Source organism: Micromonospora carbonacea (assembly GCF_014205165.1).
GTDB lineage: Bacteria > Actinomycetota > Actinomycetes > Mycobacteriales > Micromonosporaceae > Micromonospora > Micromonospora carbonacea.
The window spans coordinates 6,913,911-6,931,749 of sequence record NZ_JACHMZ010000001.1 but is presented as its reverse complement, the minus strand read 5'-3'; the positions used below and the strand labels follow the sequence as shown (position 1 = coordinate 6,931,749).

Below are 17,839 nucleotides of genomic sequence, written 5' to 3'. Positions count from 1 at the left end.
GCCACCTGGCACCCGAGCCTTCTGGAGGCGGAGAAGATGCCAGCGATCGTGCTCATCGGCGCTCAGTGGGGTGACGAGGGCAAGGGCAAGGTTACCGACCTGCTGGGTGAGCGGGTCGACTACGTCGTGCGCTACTCCGGCGGCAACAACGCCGGCCACACGGTGATCACCCCGGATGGGCAGAAGTACGCGCTGCACCTGATGCCGTCGGGCGCGCTCTCGCCGAGCGCGATGATCATCATCGGCAACGGCGTGGTGGTCGACCCGAAGGTGCTGCTCACCGAGATCGACGGCCTCGCCGAGCGCGGCGTGGACGTCTCCCGGCTGCGCATCTCCGGCGACGCGCACCTGATCATGCCGCACCACCGGGCCCTGGACCGGGTGGTCGAGCGCTACCTGGGCAGCGCCCGGATCGGCACCACCGGCCGGGGCATCGGCCCGGCGTACGGCGACAAGGTCGCCCGGATGGGCATCCGGCTCCAGGACCTGCTCGACCCGGGCATCCTGCGCAAGAAGCTGGAGCTCGCCCTGCGCGAGAAGAACCAGATCCTGTTCAAGGTCTACAACCGCAAGGCGATCGACGTCGACGCGACCGTCGAGGAATACCTGGCGTACGCCGAGCGGCTCAAGCCGTACATCGCCGAGACCCGGGTGATGCTCTGGGACGCCCTGGACCGGGGCGAGACGGTGCTGCTGGAGGGCGCCCAGGCCACCATGCTCGACATGGACCACGGCACGTACCCCTTCGTGACCTCGTCGAACCCGACGGCGGGCGGGGCGTGCGTGGGCGCGGGCATCCCCCCTACCGCGATCAACAAGGTGATCGCGGTGAGCAAGGCGTACACGACGCGGGTGGGCTCCGGCCCGTTCCCCACCGAGCTGTTCGACGACAACGGCCAGCACCTGCGCAAGGTCGGCCACGAGTACGGCACGACCACCGGCCGGGAGCGCCGCTGCGGCTGGTTCGACGCCGTCGTCGCCCGGTACGCCTGCCGCCTCAACGGCGTCACCGACCTGGTGATCACCAAGCTGGACGTGCTCACCGGCCTGCCGAAGGTCCCGCTCTGCGTCGGCTACGAGATCAACGGCGAGCGCTTCGACGACATGCCGATGACGCAGACCGACTTCCACCACGCGACTCCGATCTACGAGGAGCACGACGGCTGGTGGGAGGACATCACCAAGGCGCGGACCGAGGACGAGCTGCCGGAGAACGCGCGCCGCTACATCGCGCGCATCGAGGAGCTCTGCGGCACCCGCGTCAGCGTGGTGGGCGTGGGCCCGGGCCGCGAGGAGAACGTCACCCGCCACCCCCTCCTCCCCTGAGGGGCGGGGAAGGGGCGGACGAGGGGTCGGTAGAGTCCGTGGGCGTGCGCGTACTTCTTCTGGGTGGTGGCGGGCGGGAGCATGCGCTCGCCCTGGGGCTCGCAGCCGATCCGGCCGTCGAGGTGTTGATCGCGGCGCCGGGTAATCCGGGGATCGCCGAGGTCGCCGAGCTGCGGCCGGTGGACGCCGCCGACCCCGCCGCCGTGGCCGCGCTGGCCGTGGAGACCGGCGTCGACCTGGTGGTGATCGGCCCCGAGGCGCCGCTGGTGGCCGGGGCCGCCGACGCCGTACGCGCCAAGGGCATCGCCGCGTTCGGGCCGTCCGCCGAGGCCGCCCGCCTGGAGGGCTCGAAGGCGTTCGCCAAGGACGTGATGACCGCTGCCGGGGTGCCCACCGCGCGGGCGTACACCTGCACCGACCCTGAGGGCACGGCGCGGGCGCTGGACGAGTTCGGCCCGCCGTACGTGGTGAAGAACGACGGGCTGGCCGCCGGCAAGGGCGTCGTCGTCACCGACGACCGGGCCGCCGCGCTGGCGCACGCCGCCGAGTGCGGCCGGGTCGTCGTCGAGGAATACCTGGCGGGCCCCGAGGTCTCCCTCTTCGTGGTCACCGACGGTGAGGCGGCGCTGCCGCTGCTGCCCGCGCAGGACTTCAAGCGCGTCGGCGACGGCGACGCCGGGCCGAACACCGGCGGCATGGGGGCGTACGCGCCGCTGCCCTGGGCCCCGCCGGGCCTCGTCGACGGGGTCATGGCCGACGTCGTCCACCCCACGCTGGCCGAGATGCGCCGCCGGGGCACCCCGTTCGCCGGCCTGCTCTACGTCGGCCTGGCGATGACCGCCGCCGGCCCCCGGGTGATCGAGTTCAACGCCCGCTTCGGCGACCCGGAGACGCAGGTCGTGCTGGCGCTGCTGGAGACGCCGCTCGGCGGCCTGCTGCACGCCGCCGCCACCGGCGCCCTGGCCGACCACCCGCCGCTGCGTTGGCGCGACGGCGCGGCGGTGACCGTGGTCGTGGCCGCCGGCAACTACCCGGGCACCCCGCGCACCGGCGACGTGATCACCGGTGCGGACCGCCCGGGCGTCATCCACGCGGGCACCGCCCGCCGGGCCGCCGACGGCGCGTTGCTCTCCGCCGGGGGCCGGGTCCTCTGCGGTACGGCCACCGGCCCCACCCTCGCCGCCGCGCGCGACGCCGCGTACGAGCTGGTGGGCGGCATCGGGTTGGCGGGCTCGCACCACCGCACCGACATCGCCGCCGCAGCCATCGACGGCAGGATCACGATCCCCGGCTGAGCCAAGGGATCGTGACCCCGGCGGGGCCGGTCAGGCCATGCCGAGCGCGGCGGCGATGACGGCCTGGGCGGTGGCGCTCAGCTCCTCGCCCTTGGCGTCCGTCGCGGTGATCGAGTACTCGACCCGGAACCGGCCGTCCCGGGTCGACGCCACGGCGGCCAGGTAGCCGTACCGGGAGCCGGTCTTGACCCAGAGGGTCTCGCCGTCGTCCAGCGGCATGGCGGACAGGCCGGCGCTGTACCGGGCCGGGCCGCCCTCGACGTCGTCCACCGGCGGGAGGGTGAACATCTCGGTGAGCTGCGGCTCCGGCACGACCCGGCCGGCGAACAGCGCCGTCATGAAGGTGTCCAGGTCGGCCAGGCTGGAGATGACGTCACCGGAGGCGGGGGTGTAGGTCTGGCTCCATACGGTGGCGTCCACCAGTTCGGTCGCCCCGTCCCGGGTGACGGCCTGGTAGCCGTGGGCGTGCGGGCCCCGGATGCGCGGGTCGTCGCCGGGCCCGTACGTGTCGCGCAGGCCGAGCGGCCGGGCGATCCGCCGCGCCAGCTCCTGCTCGTACGGGTGGCCGGTGACCTTCTCGACGAGCAGCCCGGCGACGATGTAGCCCATGTTGGTGTAGTCCTGCTTCTCGCCGGGGTCGAACGCGCGCGGGTTCTCCAGCCCTGCCCGGACGATCTGCTCCGGGGTCCACCGGTCGTACCGGTGGGCGAGCTGCCACTCGATGTCGCCCGGCGACATCGGGCTGGGGATGCCGCTGGTGTGGTCGAGGAGCTGGCGGACGGTCACGGTCGGGTAGTCGGCGGGCAGCAGGCCCGGCAGGTAGCCCTGCACGGACCCGTCGAGGTCGACCCGTCCCTCGGCGGCGAGTTGCAGCACCAGCGCGGCCGTGAACACCTTGGTGACGCTGCCCACCCGGAACCGGGCGTGCGGCGGCACCGGGGCCCCGGTGCGCAGGTCCCGCACCCCGCTGGTGCCCGTCCAGCAGCCGTCCGGGGTGGTGATCCGGACCTGGGCGCTGGTGGCGTCGGCGTCGGGTAGGCCGGCGATCGCCGCCCGTATCGGGGCGGGGTCGAGGGTGCCGGGGCGGCAGTCGACCCCGCCCCGGTCGTTGTCGACTGCGGCGGCGGCGACCGGGGCGGGCGCGGGGCCGAGGGGCGCGGTGGCGCGCGGGGCGGCGGTGGCCGCGCCGGGCACGGCGACGGCGAGCAGGGCGGCGAGCGCCGTGGCTGCGACCGTACGCCGATTCACGATTGTCATGCCGTCAGCCTGCCGGCGGGGCGCGCCCGGGAGCATCCGGGCAAGTCCCCCGAAGGACCCGGGCGGCGGCCTCGGGGGGATCCCCGGTCAGGCGAAGTAGCGGCGTAGCTCGCGGGTGAGCACCTTGCCGGTGGCGTTGCGCGGCAGGTACTTCACGAAGACCACGTCGCGGGGGACGCTGAACCGGGCCAGGTAGTGCCGGACGTACTCGCGGACCGCCTCCGGGTCCAGGGTCTCGCCGGGGTGCAGGGCGAGGAACGCGGCGAGCCGCTGGCCGTACTCGTCGTCGGGCACGCCGATGACGGCCACCTCGCGGACCTGGGGCAGCCGGGCGACCAGGTCCTCCACCTCGGACGGGAAGACGTTCTCCCCGCCGGAGACGATCATGTCGTCGGCCCGCCCGTCGACGAAGAGCAGCCCGTCGGCGTCGACCTGGCCGAGGTCGCCGGTGTCCAGCAGCCCGTCCCGGCTCTCCCGGGCGGCACCCGAGGTGTATCCCTCGAAGAGCATCTCGTTGCCGACGAAGATCCGCCCGACCCGGCCGGCGGGGAGCGGCCGGCCCTCGTCGTCGAGGATGCGCAGCCGGGTGCCGTGCGGCGGACGGCCGGCGGTGGTCGGTGCGGCCCGCAGCTCGGCGGGGCCGGCGATGGACGCCCAGGACACCTCGGTCGAGCCGTACAGGTTGTAGAGGACGTCGCCGTAGGTGTCCATGAAGCGCAGCGCGAGCCCGCCGGGCAGCGCCGACCCGCTCAGGGCGACCACCTTCAGGGGCGGCCTCGGGTCGGGCGGTGGCACCTCCATCAGGCGCTGCACCATCACCGGCACGGCGAACATGGCGTCGCAGCGGCGCGCCACGAGCGCGTCGAGCGTGGCGGCCGGGTCGAAGCGGCGGTGCAGCACGATCGTGGCCCGCAGGGCGAAGCAGACCTGGAGGGCCGCGTACCCCCAGGTGTGGAACAGCGGCGCGGCGATCAGCACGGTGTCCCGGACGCGCAGCGGGATGCGGTCGATGATGGAGACCAGCGGGCCGAAGCCGTGCGGGGTGGGCCGGCGTGCCCCCTTGGGCGCGCCGGTGGTGCCGGAGGTCAGCACGATGGTGCGGCCCTCGCGCGGCGGCGGCTGGAGATCGCCGGGCAGCGCCGCCGCGATCAGCTCCGCCAGCCCGGCCTCGTCGACCCGGTGCAGGTCGGCGGGGAGGCCGAGGGTCCGGTCGGCGAACTCGGCGTCGTGCACGAGGACCCTGAGCCGTTGCTCCTCGGCGACGGTGGCGAGCTGCGCGGGCGAGAGCCCGGTGTTGACCAGCACCGCGTCCGCGCCGAGCAGGGTGGCCGCGACCATGGCTTCGATCAGCCCGTGGTGGTTGCGGCAGAGCAGCCCGATGCGGTCCCCGCTGTGCACGCCGAGCCCGCCGCGCAGCGACTTCGCCAGCCGTTCGGCGCGGTCGAGCAGGGCGCCGTACGTCAGCTCGGTGCCCTGCTCGTCGACGACAGCGGCGCGGCCCGGGTCCCGGGCGGCGGCCTGGCGCAGCTCGCCGGCGAGGCTCCAGCCCCACCGGCGCAGCGCGTTGAGTTGGGCGGCGACCCGGATCGGCTGGCCCGGGGTGAGCAGCCCGCGCCGGGTCAGCGTGGCGACGGTGAACGGCAGATCCATCCGCGGGCCTCCCTCGGGCGTGCGGGACCCACCCGGCGACCGTGCGGCGCGGGCCGGGTCGGGTCTGGGTCGGGACTGGGTGGGGTCGAGCCGGCTGGCCCGGGTCGGGACTGAATCGGGTCGAGCCGGCCGGCCCGGGTCAGCGGACGTGGACGCCGGAGATGGCGCGGGAGATCACCAGCCGTTGGATCTCCGACGTGCCCTCGAAGATGGTGTAGATCTTGGCGTCCCGGTACCAGCGCTCGACCGGGTGGTCCCGCAGGAAGCCGGCCCCGCCGAGCAGCTGCACGGCCTTCTCGGTGACCGACACGGCCACCTCGCCGGCCTTGAGCTTGGACATCGAGCCCTCGCCGGCGGTGAACGGGCGGTTGTTGCGCCCCATCCAGGAGGCCCGCCAGACCAGCAGCCGGGCGGCGTCGATCTCCATTCTCATGTCGGCCAGCGCGAACGCGACCGCCTGGTTCTCGATGATCGGCCGACCGAACTGCACCCGGTCCTTGGCGTAGTCGAGCGCGTACTCGTAGGCGGCGCGGGCCACGCCGAGCGCCTGCGCGCCGACGGTCGGCCGGGACAGCTCGAACGTGCGCATGGCGGCCTGGCCGGAGGCCCGTTGGCCGGATCGGGCGCGGGCCAGCCGTTCGTCGAGGGCCTCCTTGCCGCCGAGCAGGCAGCGGCCGGGGACCCGGACGTCGTCGAGGAAGACGTCCGCCGTGTGCGAGGCGCGCAGCCCCAGCTTGCGCAGCTTCCGGGTCGCGCTCAACCCGGCGGTGCCCGGGGGTACGACGAACGCGGCCTGCCCGCGCGAGCCGAGCGTCGGGTCGACCGAGGCGGTGACGACGTGCACCCCGGCGATCCCGCCGTTGGTGGCGTACGCCTTCTGCCCGCGCAGCACCCACTCGTCGGTGGCCTCGTCGTAGACGGCCCGGGTGCGCATCGCGCCGACGTCGGAGCCGGCCTCCGGCTCGGTGGTGCAGAACGCCGCGACGGCCGGGGAGTCGGCGTCGCCGAAGCACTGGGGGACCCATTCGACGAGCTGGTCGGGGGTGCCCGCGCCGTAGATGGCGGCGACGGCCAGCGAGGTGCCGAAGATGCCCAGGCCGATGCCGGCGTCGCCCCAGAACAGCTCCTCGCTGGCGATCGGCAGGGACAGGCCGGTGGGGTCGGCCCAGCAGGTGGCGAGGAACTCGAAGCCGTACAGCCCGACCTTCGCCGCCTCCTGGATCACGGGCCAGGGGGTCTCCTCGCGCTCGTCCCACTCGGCGGCGGCCGGGCGCACGACCTCGGCGGCGAAGCCGTGCACCCAGTCCCGCAGGTCCCGCTGTTCCTCGTTCAGGTCGAGCGAGAACTCGGCCATCGTCAGCCCTTGGGGATGTCGAACAGGTTGGCGATGTTGGCGGCGAGGCCGAGGTCGCCCTTGGCCTTCAGCTTGCCGGTCATGAACATCATCACCGGGTTCGCGCCACCGGAGACGATCTTCAGGAACTCCAGGGGGCCCATGGTGAGGCTCAGCTTGGGGTCGTGCTGCGGGGTCTCGTTGACCGTGCACGCGCCGTCGGCGACGACGATCTCGTAGGTGTCGGTGCCCCCGTCGGGGCGGCCGGTGATGCCCCAGTGGATCACCGCGCTGGTCGAGCCGGCCCGGTCGGCGCGGAACAGCGTGGGCATCCGGCCGAAGACCTCGCTCAGGACCTTGCCGCGCAGCTCGCCGGACATCACCTCGACGATCTTGTCGTCGGGGGTGGACTTGACCAGCTGGGCGAACTCCTTGGGGCCGTAGTTGGCGAAGTTTGCCGGGTCGAAGTCAGTCATGGAAAGGAACCTCTCGCGCGGTGACTGTGGTTACTCTAGCGTAACCTTACGCACGAGTAGGTATGCTCGCAAGGTGCCCGGCACCCCCACGTTCAAGCGCCTCCCCCGGGCCGTACGCGAGCAGCAGATGCTCGACGCGGCCGTCCGGGTCTTCTCACGACGCGGCTTCCACGCGGCCAGCATGGACGAGATCGCCGAGGACGCCGGCATCTCCAAACCCATGGTGTACGCGTACCTGGGCAGCAAGGAGGAGCTCTTCGTCGCCTGCCTGCACCGCGAGGGCACCCGCATGATGGAGGCCATCGCCGGGGCCGCCGCCCCCGACCTCGACGCCGACGAGCGGCTCTGGCGCGGGCTGCGCGCGTTCTTCGGCTTCGTCGGGGCGCACCGCGACGGCTGGGCGGTGCTCTACCGGCAGGCCCGCGGCTCCCAGCCGTTCGCCGGGGAACTCGCCGCCATGCGGGCCCGGCTCGTCGAGGTGGTCGCCGGGATGCTCGACCACGCCCTGCGCGCCCGGGGCCGCGAGGTGAGCGCCACCGACCTGGAGGTCGTCGCGTACGCCCTGGTCGGCGCGAGCGAGTCGCTGGGCGACTGGCTCGCCGACCACCCGGAGGCCGACCCGGAGAAGACCGCCACCCGGATGATGAACGTCGCCTGGCTCGGCGCCGACCAGCTCCTGCGCGGCCTCACCTGGCACCCCGAGGGGTAAGGAAGGGCCCCCTGTTAACGCCTTCTGTATAGGAAGGGCCCCCTGTTAACACGCCTGGCGGGAATGTCGGTGGGGTTGGCGAGGATGGGCGCGTGTTCGACGGAATCGACGACATCGACTGGCGGCGGCTCGGCCACGCCTACGGCTCGGCCGGGGACGTGCCCGGCCAACTCCGCGCCCTGCGCTCGCCCGCCGAGGAGGAGCGGCAGGCCGCCTTCGGCGCGCTCTACGCCAACATCTTCCACCAGGGCTCCCGCTACGAGGCGTCGGCGTACGCCGTGCCGTTCCTGCTGGAGCTGCTCGCCGACCCGGACACCCCCGACCGGGAGCTGGTGCTCTACCTGGTGACGGCGCTCGCGGTGGGCTACGACGAGCGGTGGCTGCCCGAGGGCGTCCCGGTGGCCGAGTTCCGCCGGGCCGCCGACGGCGGGCGGGAGCTGCTCGCCGCCAAGCCGCCGCCGTGGCACGGCGACGACGAGACCCAGAAGGAGCACGTCGAGTACGCGTACGTGGAGTCGCTCGACGAGGCGGACCAGCAGCGGCTGTGGGCCTACATCGAGCTGGCCGTCTACGACGCCGTGCGGGCCGGCGTGCCCCTGTTCCGCGACCTGCTCACCAACGACGACCCGGGGCTGCGCGCCGGGGCGGCGTACGCGCTCGCCTGGTTCCCGGAGGACGCGGCCGGCAGCCTCCCGGCGGTCGTCGCGGCGGCCGAAGCCGCGGCACAGGTGGACGAGGACGAGGCCGCGACCGCCCTGGTGGCGGCCGGGTTGCTCGGCGCCGCGCCCGACGCCGGCCTGTTGACCGACCCGCGCCCGGTGATCCGCTGGGCCGCCGCGGTCGGCCGGGCCCGGGCGCTCGGCGTCGACGCCGACCAGGCGACGGTCGACGAGCTGCTCGCCTGGACGGCCGCCGGTCCGGGCGACCGGCCGGCGGCCGACGGGGCCGAGGTGCCGTTCCTCGACGGCGACCTCCACGGGTACGCGGGGCTGTCCCTGCGCCTGCTCGGCCCCCGGCACACCGATCGGGCGTTCGACGCGCTGCTCGACCGGCTGCCCGCCGTCACCGGCGAGCAGACGTTGCCGGTGACGGCCGAGGCCCTGCGCCTGGCGTTTCCCGACGGCAGGTTGGCCAGGGGGGTGCCGTGTGCGGCGCTGGCTCCCCGGCAGCGTCGGCTCGTCGAGGTGCTGGCCCGGTCGCCCGAGGCGTGGCTGATCGGTGGCTCGACGTTCGGCAACTTCAGCCTGCTCGTCGGCGACTACGGCCTGCCGCGCAGCCGGGAGGCGATGCTGGCCTACCTGGAAGGCACTCCGACCTGACCCTCGACGGCCCCGGCCTCCGACCCACCGGGGCCGCAGGCCGGTCAGCGCCCAGCCAGCCGGGTGGGTCGCTCAGCGCCGGTCGGCGGCGCGGCGGCGGGCGCGGAGCCGACACCAGCGGGCGGCCTCCAGCAGGCCGGTGATCGCGACCGACAGCCCGATCCCGGCCAGGATGCCCAGCACGGGCTCCCGCTCGAAGGCCAGCCCGCCGAAGTAGCCGAGCAGCCCGCAGTACGCCGCCCAGGTGCCGGCGGCCAGCGCGTCGAAGAGCACGAACGACCGCAGCGGATAGCGGACCGCGCCCATCGTCAGGGTCACCGCCGTGCGCCCACCGGGAACGTAGCGGGCGGTGGTGAGCATCATGCCGCCGCGCCGGTCGACCGCCCGCCGGGCCCACTCCGACCCGGCGCGCCGCCGGCTGTCCGCCGGCAGCCGGGCCAGCCGGTGCGCGCCGCCGCGGCGGCCGATGGCGTACGACAGGTGGTCGCCGGCCAGCGCGCCGCCCGCGGCGAGCACGATCACCATGGTCAGGTCCGGCTTCCCGCCGACCGCGAAGACCCCGGCGGTCACCACGATCGTCTCGCCGGGCACCGCCGGGAAGACGGCGTCGACGGCGGTGACCGCGAAGATCACCAGGTACACCCACGGCGAGGTGACCGTGTCGTGGAGCAGGCCGAGGACCGACTGCATGCCCTCATGCTCTGCCGTCGCGGCGTTAGGAAGGGGCCCTTCCTATACAAAAGGCGTTAACAAGGTGCCCTTCCTTACCTGCTTGCCCTCGGCGGTGGGTGAGTGGGAGGTGAGCGTCACCGGGGTGCCCAGCGCCTCCTCGACCGCCGCGGGCCAGTCGGCCGGCGGGCCGTCGTCGTAGCCGGGGCGGGCCGCGAGCAGGCGGGTGGTGAGGGCGGCCTGGCGGTCCAGGTCGCCGGGTGGGCCGGGCTCCAGGCGGTCCATGCTGTCGTAGCGGCGGCAGATCCGCAGGCCCCGGTGGGCCAGGTCGAGGTGGGTGAGGGCAAGCCCGTCGACGCCGCCGGCCGCGGCGAGGGCGTACCGGTGGGCGACCGCGTCGAAGTGGCCGAACCGGAACCGGCCCTGCCACGGGTTGGTCGCGTTGTGCACGTCGGCCAGCGGCAGCGTCGGGTCCTCGGTGACCAGCGGGCCGGGGCCGTGCCGGGTGGTGGTGATCCGCAGCACGCCCAGCCGCTCGGCGGTGCCGGCCAGCCCCGCCTCGGCGAGCAGCCCCTCGGCGTTGGCGAACGTGGTGGTGCTCCACGTCGTGTACGGGTGGAAGCCGTGCCACTCGTCGAGCAGCACCCCCTGCGCGCCCTCGAAGACGCAGGTCCCGGCGCGCAGCACCCCGGCGAGGTGGGACCGGTCGACGATCGCCACCCGGTCGGCGAACGCGGTGAACGCGGGCAGGCAGTCGTCGACGGGCGGGGCGTCCAGCGGGCCGAGTTCGGCGGTGAGCCGGTCGCGCAGGGCGGCCAGCCGGCGGCGCAGCACGGCCGGGGTGCGGCAGTCCGCCACCCGGGGCGCGGAGTCGGGGTGGGCGAGCCCGTACGCGACGGCCTCGCCCACCCCCAGCCCGCAGGAGCCGTGCCGGTCGGCCCCGCGGGCCAGCTCGCGGGCCCGGTTGGCGGCCCGGTGGTACGGGGTGGCCAGGAGCGCCTCCCCGTCGACGGTGAGCCGGTCGAGCGCGTCGGGCACGCCCACCGCGGCGAGGTGGTCGGCCTCGGCGGCCAGGGCGAGCGGGTCCACCACCACGTGCCGGGACAGGTGGGTCCGCACGCCGGGGCGGAAGGTGCCCGCCCCGAACTGCGCGAACGTGTGGTGCCGCCCGTCGCGCAGGACGACGTTGTGCGCCGCCTGCGCGCCCCCGTTGAAGCGGATCACCGTGTGGACGGGCCGGGTGGCGCAGAGCCAGTCCACGACGGTGCCCTTGCCTGCGTCGCCGTAGCCGAGGTCGACCACCAGCACGTGGTTCACAGCCGGGTCACCCCACGGGTGGGCGGCGTCGACGGGGCGGGCAGCGTGGCCACCTGGTCGCGGGCGCCCCGGCCGAGGCGGGCCAGCGCCTTCGACACGGTGCCGGTGGCCTTCGAGCCGGCCTTCTTGAGGTCGGCGATGCCCTGATCGAGGTCGACGGCCTGCTCCCCGAGGCCGACGGTGAGCGCGATGGTCTCGCACACCGCGTCGAGGTCGTCGAGCACGACGGCGTTCTGCCCGAGCAGGTCGCGCCAGAAGTCCAGCACCTTCGTGCTGCCGGCGTAGCTGCTGCCGGCGGGGAGCAGGTAGTAGGTGTCCCAGCGCCGGGTCACCTCGTCGACGATCTGCGCCAGCGGCACGTCCTCGCGGAGGTCGTCGCCGATGAGCCGGCTCACCTGCCGCCGGTCGACCTGGGGGTAGGCCAGCTCGTCGCCGATGATGAACAGATAGCCGCGCCGGCCCCGCTTCTCCCAGCAGTCGGTGACGGTGTGCCGCGCCATGAAGTACATGGCCAGCTCGTAGGACTCGGTCATCTGGCCGCCGCCGCCGCCCTCCAGCACGATCCGGCCGAGGTCGTCGTCCATCCGGTTGTCCGACTCGAACTGCCCGACCTGCAACGGCACCCGGTCGCAGGTGGCGTCGCCGATCGCGCCGAACATGATCTGCGGGTCGCGGGCGTACCCCTGGCGGAGCAGGAGCCCGAGCAGCTGCGGCAGCTTGGCCTGGAGGGTGCGGGGCACGTTCCGCATGGAGCCGGTGACGTCGAACAGCACCGTGATGGCCGTCGACTGCGGGTGCTCGGCCGAGTCGCGGCTCTCCCGCATCGCGTCGCGCGGGTCGAGCGCGGGGTGCACCTTGCGCGCCCCGCTGTCGCTGTAGGCGAAGGCGCTCTTGCCGGTGGCCCGGCGGTACCGGTCGGCGGCGTCGTACACGTCGGTGGACCACATTCCACTGCCCATGGCAGCCTCCCTAGGGGTTGAGGGTGAAGGGTCGGAAGGTGCGCGGCCCGTAGAGCCGTTCGAGCACCTCGTCCAGTTCGCGCAGCAGTCGCCACGCGTCGTCGGGTCGGGACGCCAGCGCCGGGCGGCGGCAGCCGTGGGCGAAGGCGCGCAGCTCGCGCGGGGCCCGGTCGCCCATCAGCCACGCCATGCACGTGGCGGCCATCGCCAGGTCGGTGCCGGGCCCGCAGGGCCGCCGGGCGGCGACCTCCGGCGGGTACCAGTCCTCGTGGCCGGGCACCAGCGCGGGGATCGTGCTTCCGGTGGCGGCGGAGAAGCACCAGTCGACGAGCACCACGCCGTGCCCGTCGGGCTCGATCAGCACGTGCCGGGGCAGCACCGCGCCGTGCACGATGCCGGCCCGGTGGGCCAGGCCGAGGGCGACCAGCAGCCGCCGCCACATCCAGGCCGCGTCCCGTCCGTCGAGCCCGTCGGGGTACGCGCGGCGCACCTCGTCGAGGCTGTGCAGGCCGGGCGCGGTGGCCAGCACGCTGATCCGCCGTTCCGCCCCGGTGGCCGGGTCCCGGTGCCGGAGGGTGTCGACGAGCCGGGGCACGTACGGCAGGTAGCGGGGGTCGCCGCGTTCGGCGATGGTGCGCAGCGCGTGCTGCTCGCGGGCGACGAGGTCGTTGTCGGCGGGGTCGCGGGGCAGCTTGAGCAGCCGGTCCGACCCGACGTCGTAGAGGTCGGCGAGGTCGCCGGTGTGGGCGAGCGGGCCGAGCCGGTGGCCGCCGAGGACGATCGGGTCGGCGCTGGCCCGCCCGGCCCGCCACCGGTTGGTGACCTGCACGAACGCGTCGGTGGCGGCGGCGCGTACGGCCGGGTCGAGCGCGCCCAGCCGGTCGGGGTGCAGGGCCGCGACCAGCTCGCGGTAGCGGTGGGCCGACGGGTCGACGCCGAACAGGTCGGCGTCGGTGCGCGCGGCGGTGACCAGCCGGATCGCCTCGTGGGTGTTCACCGCACCGTCTCCTCCCGGGCGGGGCGCAGCAGCGCCGGGTGCAGCAGCCGGGCGTCGCCGGCCCGGTAGAGCTTGGCGCGGGGGCCGCCGCGCGTGCCGCCGCGTTCGGTGCTCGCGCCGGTGCTCTCCACGAAGCCCGGCACGGAGAGCACCTTGCGGTGGAAGTTGCCGGGGTGCAGCGGGTGCCCCCAGACGGTCTCGTAGACGGCCCGCAGCTCGCTGATGGTGAACTCGGTGTCGAGGAAGCGGGTGGCCAGCGGGGTGTATTCCAGCTTGGACCGGGCCCGCTCCAGGCCGTCGTCGATGATCCGGTCGTGGTCGAAGGCGAGCTGCCGGCTGCTCAGCGCGGTCACGGGCAGCCAGATCGCGTCGTCGGCGTCGCTGCCGGCGGCCGGGTCGGGCAGGTCGGGGGCGAACGCGAGGTAGGCCACCGAGACGATCCGCATCCGGGGGTCGCGGTCGGGGTCGCCGTAGCTGGCGAGCTGCTCCAGGTGGACCCGGCGCAGCCGCTCGCCGCCGAGGCCGGTCTCCTCGGCCAGCTCCCGTCGGGCCCCGGCCGCCAGGTCCTCCTCGGGCCGGACGAACCCGCCGGGCAGCGCCCAGTGGCCCTCGAACGGCGGCCCGCCCCGGCGGACGAGCAGCAGGTGCAGCGCGTCGGACCGGACGGTCAGGGCGACCACGTCGACGGTGACGGCGACCGCCGGGTAGGCCCGGGGGTCGTAGGCGGCGAGGAACTCCTGCTCGTTCACGGCGTCTCTCTCACTCTGAGAACATCTCAACGTGAGAACAACTTAGCGCACGAAAGAGTGAATGCCAAGCCTTCGCACCGAGGCATCATCCTGAGTCGCCGATCAGCGCAAGAAACCCCGGTCAGCGCACGGAGCCCGCCAGGTGCGGCCTGCCGCTGCGCGCGTCGTGCAGGGCGAACTCCCAGGCCGGGCCGTCGGCGGTGGCGGTGAAGGCCACCGTGGACGGCAGCGGCACCGGCAGCTTGAACGCCACCTCGACCGCGTACGCCTCCGGCAGCCTATTCTCCAGCGCGGCCAGGCAGCGCGCCTTGCTCCACATGCCGTGCGCGATGGGGCGGGGGAAGCCGAACAGCCGCGCCCCCAGCCGGGACGTGTGGATCGGGTTGTGGTCGCCGGAGACCCGGGCGTAGTCGGTGCCCACCCTCGGCGGCACCCGCCAGGAGGCGGTGGCGGCCGGCGCGGCGGGCCGCTCACCCCGGTCGCGCCGCGCGCCGCCGCCGGCCGTGCGTTCCCTGCCCAGGTACGTCGACACGCCGCGCCACACCTCCGCCCCGCCGACCGACCCGACCAGCACCACGTCGACCTGCCGCCCCCGCTCGTGCGGGCGCAGGTGCTCGGCGTACGCGCGGAAGTCCAGCGTCTCGCCGGCCTCGACCAGACGGCGCACGGTGATCCGGTTGGCCACGTGCACCAGCCCGACCAGCGGCAGCGGGAACTGCGGCGCGGTCATCAGCCGCAGCGCCAGCGGAAACCCCAGCACGTGCGGGTACGTCCCCGGGAGCCGGTCGGCCAGCCGGAACCCGCAGACCCGGTCGTAGTCGGCCAGGTGCGCCCGGTCGACGGTGACCCCGACGACGGCCAGCTCGACCTGCGGCAGCGCGTCGCCGCGCCGGCGACCCGGGCCGGGCAGCGCCCCGAGCAGCGCCCGCCGGTAGAGCGGGCCGGCCTGTGGCAGCCGGGGCAGCTCCAGCAGGGTCCGGCCCTGCGTGTCCGCGCCGCCCATCACGCCCCCAGCAGGCTCTGGCCGCAGACCCGGACGACGTTGCCGCTGACCGCCCCGCTCGCCGGCCAGGCCAGCCAGCCGATCGTCTCGGCGACGTCCACGGGCAGGCCGCCCTGGGCCATGCTGTTCATCCGCCGGCCCGCCTCCCGGACGACGAGCGGGATGCGGGCGGTCAGCCGGGTCTCGATGAACCCGGGGGCGACCGCGTTGACGCTGATCCCGCGCTCGCGCAGCGCCGGGGCGAGCGACTGCACGAGGCCGATCACGCCCGCCTTCGAGGTGGCGTAGTTGGTCTGGCCCCGGTTGCCGGCGATCCCGGCGATCGAGGAGACCGAGACGACCCGGCCGCCGGCCGGGATCAGCCCGCGCTCCAGCAGCACGTCGTTGATGCGTTCCTGGCTGGACAGGTTGACGTCGATGACGCTGTCCCACCGGTCGGCGTCCATCCGACCCAGCGTCCGGTCCCGGGTGATGCCGGCGTTGTGCACCACCACGTCGACCCGGCCGTGCCGGGACGCGAGATGCTCGGCGAGCCGGATGGGCGCGTCCGGGGCGGTCAGGTCGAGCTGGACGGCGGTGCCGCCGATCTCGTTGGCGACGGCGGCCAGCTCGTCCCCGGCGGCCGGGACGTCGAGCGCGACGACCTGCGCGCCGTCGCGGGCCAGCACCCGGGCCAGGGCCGCGCCGATGCCCCGGGCCGCCCCGGTCACCAGGACGACCTGGCCGTCGAGCGGCCGGTCCCAGTCGGCCGGCGGCTCGGCCGCGCCGGCGCCGACCCGGACCACCTGCCCCGAGACGTACGCCGAGCGGCCCGAGAGCAGGAACCGCAGGGTGGCCTCCAGGCCGGTGGCCGTGCCGGCGTCGCCGTGCGCCGTGACGTGCACGAGCTGGGCGGTGACGCCCCGGCCGAACTCCTTGCCGATGCTGCGGGTCAACCCTTCCAGGGCCCGCTGGGCGGTCGCCTCGCGCGGCGTGCCGCACTCGTCGGGCGGGGTGCCGAGCACGATCACCCGGCCGCCGGGCAGCACCGAGCGGGCCCGCGGGTGGAAGAAGTCGTAGAGCTGGCGCAGCCCGGTGGAGTCGGTGATGCCCGTGGCGTCGTACACCAGGGCGCCGAAGCGCTCCTGGGCCTCGGCGGCGACCGGATCGCGCAGCTCCACCCCGGCGGCGGTCAGGATCGTGCCGACCGGCCCGGCGAGCCGGCCGCCGGTGGCCGAGCCGAGCAGGGCCGGCCCGGGGAGCAGCGGGTCCCCCGGGGTGTGCCGGCGCAGTCGTGGCGGGTCGGGCAGCCCCAGGCGCTTGACCAGCGCGCGGCCGGCCCCCGATCGGACGAAGCTCGCGTACCTGTCGGTCATAGGCGTAGCCTACTGGCCAGTAGGTTGTGGGCAAGCCCTGAAACGGAGGCGGGATCGTGCAGAGCATCCGGCGGGTCGCGGTCATCGGCGGCAACCGCATCCCCTTCGCCCGGTCCAACTCGCGGTACGCCAGCGCCTCGAACTCCGACATGCTCGGCGCGGCCCTCGACGGGCTCGTCGCGCGGTTCGGGCTGGCCGGGCAGCGGGTCGGCGAGGTCGTCGCCGGGGCGGTGCTCAAGCACTCCCGGGACTTCAACCTCACCCGCGAGGTGGTGCTCGGCTCGAAGCTCGACCCGCACACCCCGGCGTACGACATCCAGCAGGCCTGCGGCACCGGCCTGGAGGCGGCGATCCTCGTCGCCAACAAGATCGCCCTCGGGCAGATCGAGGCCGGCATCGCCGGCGGCGTCGACACCACCTCCGACGCCCCGCTGGCCGTCAACGAGGAGCTGCGCCGCACCCTGCTCCGGCTCAACTCCGCCCGCACCCTCGGCGAGCGGCTGAAGACCGCGGCGAAGCTGCGCCCGCTCCAGCCGTTCCGGCCGGAGATCCCGCGCAACGCCGAGCCGCGTACCGGGCTGTCGATGGGCGAGCACGCCGCCCGCACCGCCCTGCGCTGGCACGTCGACCGGCAGGCCCAGGACGAGCTGGCGCTCCGCTCCCACCAACGGCTCGCCGCCGCCTACGAGCGGGGGTTCTTCGACGACCTGATGACCCCCTACCTGGGGCTCACCCGGGACCAGAACCTCCGCCCCGACACCACCGGAGAGAAACTGGGCTCGCTCAAGCCCGTCTTCGGCCACCGGGGCCCCGACGCCGGACAGGCGACCATGACCGCCGGCAACTCGTCCCCGCTCACCGACGGCGCGTCCACGGTGCTGCTCGCCTCCGAACAGTGGGCGGCCGAGCGCAACCTGCCGGTGCTCGCCTGGTTCTCCTGGTCGGAGACGGCCGCCGTCGACTTCGTGCACGGCGACGAGGGGCTGCTGATGGCCCCGGCCTACGCCGTGCCCCGGATGCTGGCCCGCGCCGGGCTGACGTTGCAGGACTTCGACTACTACGAGATCCACGAGGCGTTCGCCTCGCAGGTGCTGGCCACCCTCGCCGCCTGGGAGTCGCCGGAGTTCTGCAAGGACCGGCTCGGCCTGGACGCCCCGCTCGGGTCGATCGACCGGGACAAACTCAACGTCAACGGCTCGTCCCTGGCCGCCGGCCACCCGTTCGCCGCCACCGGCGGGCGGATCGTCGCCACCCTGGCCAAGCTGCTCGCCGAGTCCGGTTCCGGGCGGGGGCTGATCTCGATCTGCGCGGCCGGCGGCCAGGGGGTCACCGCGATCCTGGAGCGTTGACGCCCGGCCCCGCGGCCTCGCTCCGCCACCTCGCCTCGCCGGGCCGCGGCGCAGCTCGCCGCGCTGACCCGCCGCC

The 17,839-nt window shown here is 74.6% G+C and carries 16 protein-coding genes; 5 read left to right on the top strand and 11 right to left on the bottom strand.

Annotated features, from left to right (window positions below; all coding sequences use genetic code 11):
• The first annotated feature begins 36 nt into the window (after positions 1 to 36).
• Both HDA31_RS29120 and purD read left to right on the top strand, forming a co-directional pair.
• On the top strand, positions 37 to 1,326 hold the full coding sequence (locus HDA31_RS29120; RefSeq protein ID WP_043961166.1) for an adenylosuccinate synthase: 1,290 nt from the start codon (positions 37 to 39) through the stop codon (positions 1,324 to 1,326).
• Between the two features lie 44 nt (positions 1,327 to 1,370).
• Complete coding sequence (gene purD, locus HDA31_RS29115) at positions 1,371 to 2,621, top strand: phosphoribosylamine--glycine ligase (RefSeq protein WP_178062811.1); 1,251 nt, start codon at positions 1,371 to 1,373, stop codon at positions 2,619 to 2,621.
• A 30-nt stretch (positions 2,622 to 2,651) separates the two neighbouring features.
• On the opposite strand, the gene HDA31_RS29110 is transcribed toward purD, so the two are convergent.
• The 4 genes from HDA31_RS29110 to HDA31_RS29095 all read right to left on the bottom strand — a co-directional run bounded on the left by HDA31_RS29110 (position 2,652) and on the right by HDA31_RS29095 (position 7,337).
• A complete protein-coding gene (locus tag HDA31_RS29110) occupies positions 2,652 to 3,878 on the bottom strand; it encodes a serine hydrolase domain-containing protein (RefSeq protein WP_178062812.1) in 1,227 nt (408 codons plus the stop codon).
• 87 nt (positions 3,879 to 3,965) lie between these two features.
• Positions 3,966 to 5,528 carry an AMP-binding protein gene (locus tag HDA31_RS29105; RefSeq protein WP_178062813.1) on the bottom strand — a complete coding sequence of 521 codons (1,563 nt, stop codon included), beginning with the start codon at positions 5,526 to 5,528 and terminating at the stop codon, positions 3,966 to 3,968.
• 139 nt (positions 5,529 to 5,667) lie between these two features.
• Entirely contained in the window at positions 5,668 to 6,882 is a 1,215-nt protein-coding gene (locus HDA31_RS29100) for an acyl-CoA dehydrogenase family protein (RefSeq protein WP_178062814.1), read from the bottom strand.
• A gap of 2 nt (positions 6,883 to 6,884) precedes the next feature.
• A complete protein-coding gene (locus tag HDA31_RS29095; protein ID WP_074475610.1) occupies positions 6,885 to 7,337 on the bottom strand; it encodes an SCP2 sterol-binding domain-containing protein in 453 nt (150 codons plus the stop codon).
• Between the two features lie 73 nt (positions 7,338 to 7,410).
• Here HDA31_RS29095 and HDA31_RS29090 point away from each other — a divergent pair, with 73 nt between their 5' ends.
• Together HDA31_RS29090 and HDA31_RS29085 are read left to right on the top strand one after the other, a co-directional pair.
• A complete protein-coding gene (locus tag HDA31_RS29090; protein ID WP_178062815.1) occupies positions 7,411 to 8,046 on the top strand; it encodes a TetR/AcrR family transcriptional regulator in 636 nt (211 codons plus the stop codon).
• Between the two features lie 92 nt (positions 8,047 to 8,138).
• Positions 8,139 to 9,365: a HEAT repeat domain-containing protein gene (locus HDA31_RS29085; RefSeq protein WP_178062816.1), complete on the top strand. Its 1,227-nt coding sequence runs from the start codon at positions 8,139 to 8,141 to the stop codon at positions 9,363 to 9,365.
• A gap of 72 nt (positions 9,366 to 9,437) precedes the next feature.
• Here the strand turns inward: HDA31_RS29085 and HDA31_RS29080 are convergent, their stop codons facing one another.
• From HDA31_RS29080 to HDA31_RS29050, 7 genes are all read right to left on the bottom strand, one after another.
• A complete protein-coding gene (locus HDA31_RS29080) occupies positions 9,438 to 10,055 on the bottom strand; it encodes a DedA family protein (protein ID WP_074475607.1) in 618 nt (205 codons plus the stop codon).
• Between the two features lie 42 nt (positions 10,056 to 10,097).
• Positions 10,098 to 11,351 carry an adenylosuccinate synthetase gene (locus HDA31_RS29075; RefSeq protein WP_178062817.1) on the bottom strand — a complete coding sequence of 418 codons (1,254 nt, stop codon included), beginning with the start codon at positions 11,349 to 11,351 and terminating at the stop codon, positions 10,098 to 10,100.
• Entirely contained in the window at positions 11,348 to 12,310 is a 963-nt protein-coding gene (locus HDA31_RS29070) for a hypothetical protein (protein ID WP_178062818.1), read from the bottom strand. The genes HDA31_RS29075 and HDA31_RS29070 overlap by 4 nt, the downstream gene beginning before the upstream one ends.
• 10 nt (positions 12,311 to 12,320) lie before the next feature.
• On the bottom strand, positions 12,321 to 13,307 hold the full coding sequence (locus HDA31_RS29065) for a protein kinase family protein (RefSeq protein WP_178062819.1): 987 nt from the start codon (positions 13,305 to 13,307) through the stop codon (positions 12,321 to 12,323).
• Positions 13,304 to 14,056: an NUDIX hydrolase gene (locus tag HDA31_RS29060; protein WP_178062820.1), complete on the bottom strand. Its 753-nt coding sequence runs from the start codon at positions 14,054 to 14,056 to the stop codon at positions 13,304 to 13,306. Before HDA31_RS29060 ends, HDA31_RS29065 begins: the two co-directional genes overlap by 4 nt.
• Positions 14,057 to 14,177: 121 nt before the next feature.
• On the bottom strand, positions 14,178 to 15,059 hold the full coding sequence (locus tag HDA31_RS29055; protein WP_178062821.1) for a MaoC/PaaZ C-terminal domain-containing protein: 882 nt from the start codon (positions 15,057 to 15,059) through the stop codon (positions 14,178 to 14,180).
• Positions 15,059 to 16,414, bottom strand: coding sequence for a 3-oxoacyl-ACP reductase (locus HDA31_RS29050; RefSeq protein ID WP_178062822.1), 1,356 nt, complete (start codon positions 16,412 to 16,414; stop codon positions 15,059 to 15,061). The genes HDA31_RS29055 and HDA31_RS29050 overlap by 1 nt, the downstream gene beginning before the upstream one ends.
• 56 nt (positions 16,415 to 16,470) lie before the next feature.
• Between HDA31_RS29050 and HDA31_RS29045 the strand changes: the two genes are divergently transcribed.
• The gene (locus HDA31_RS29045; RefSeq protein WP_178062823.1) at positions 16,471 to 17,763 is read left to right on the top strand and encodes an acetyl-CoA C-acetyltransferase; all 1,293 of its coding nucleotides are present in this window, start codon (positions 16,471 to 16,473) and stop codon (positions 17,761 to 17,763) included.
• The last annotated feature ends 76 nt before the right edge of the window (positions 17,764 to 17,839 follow it).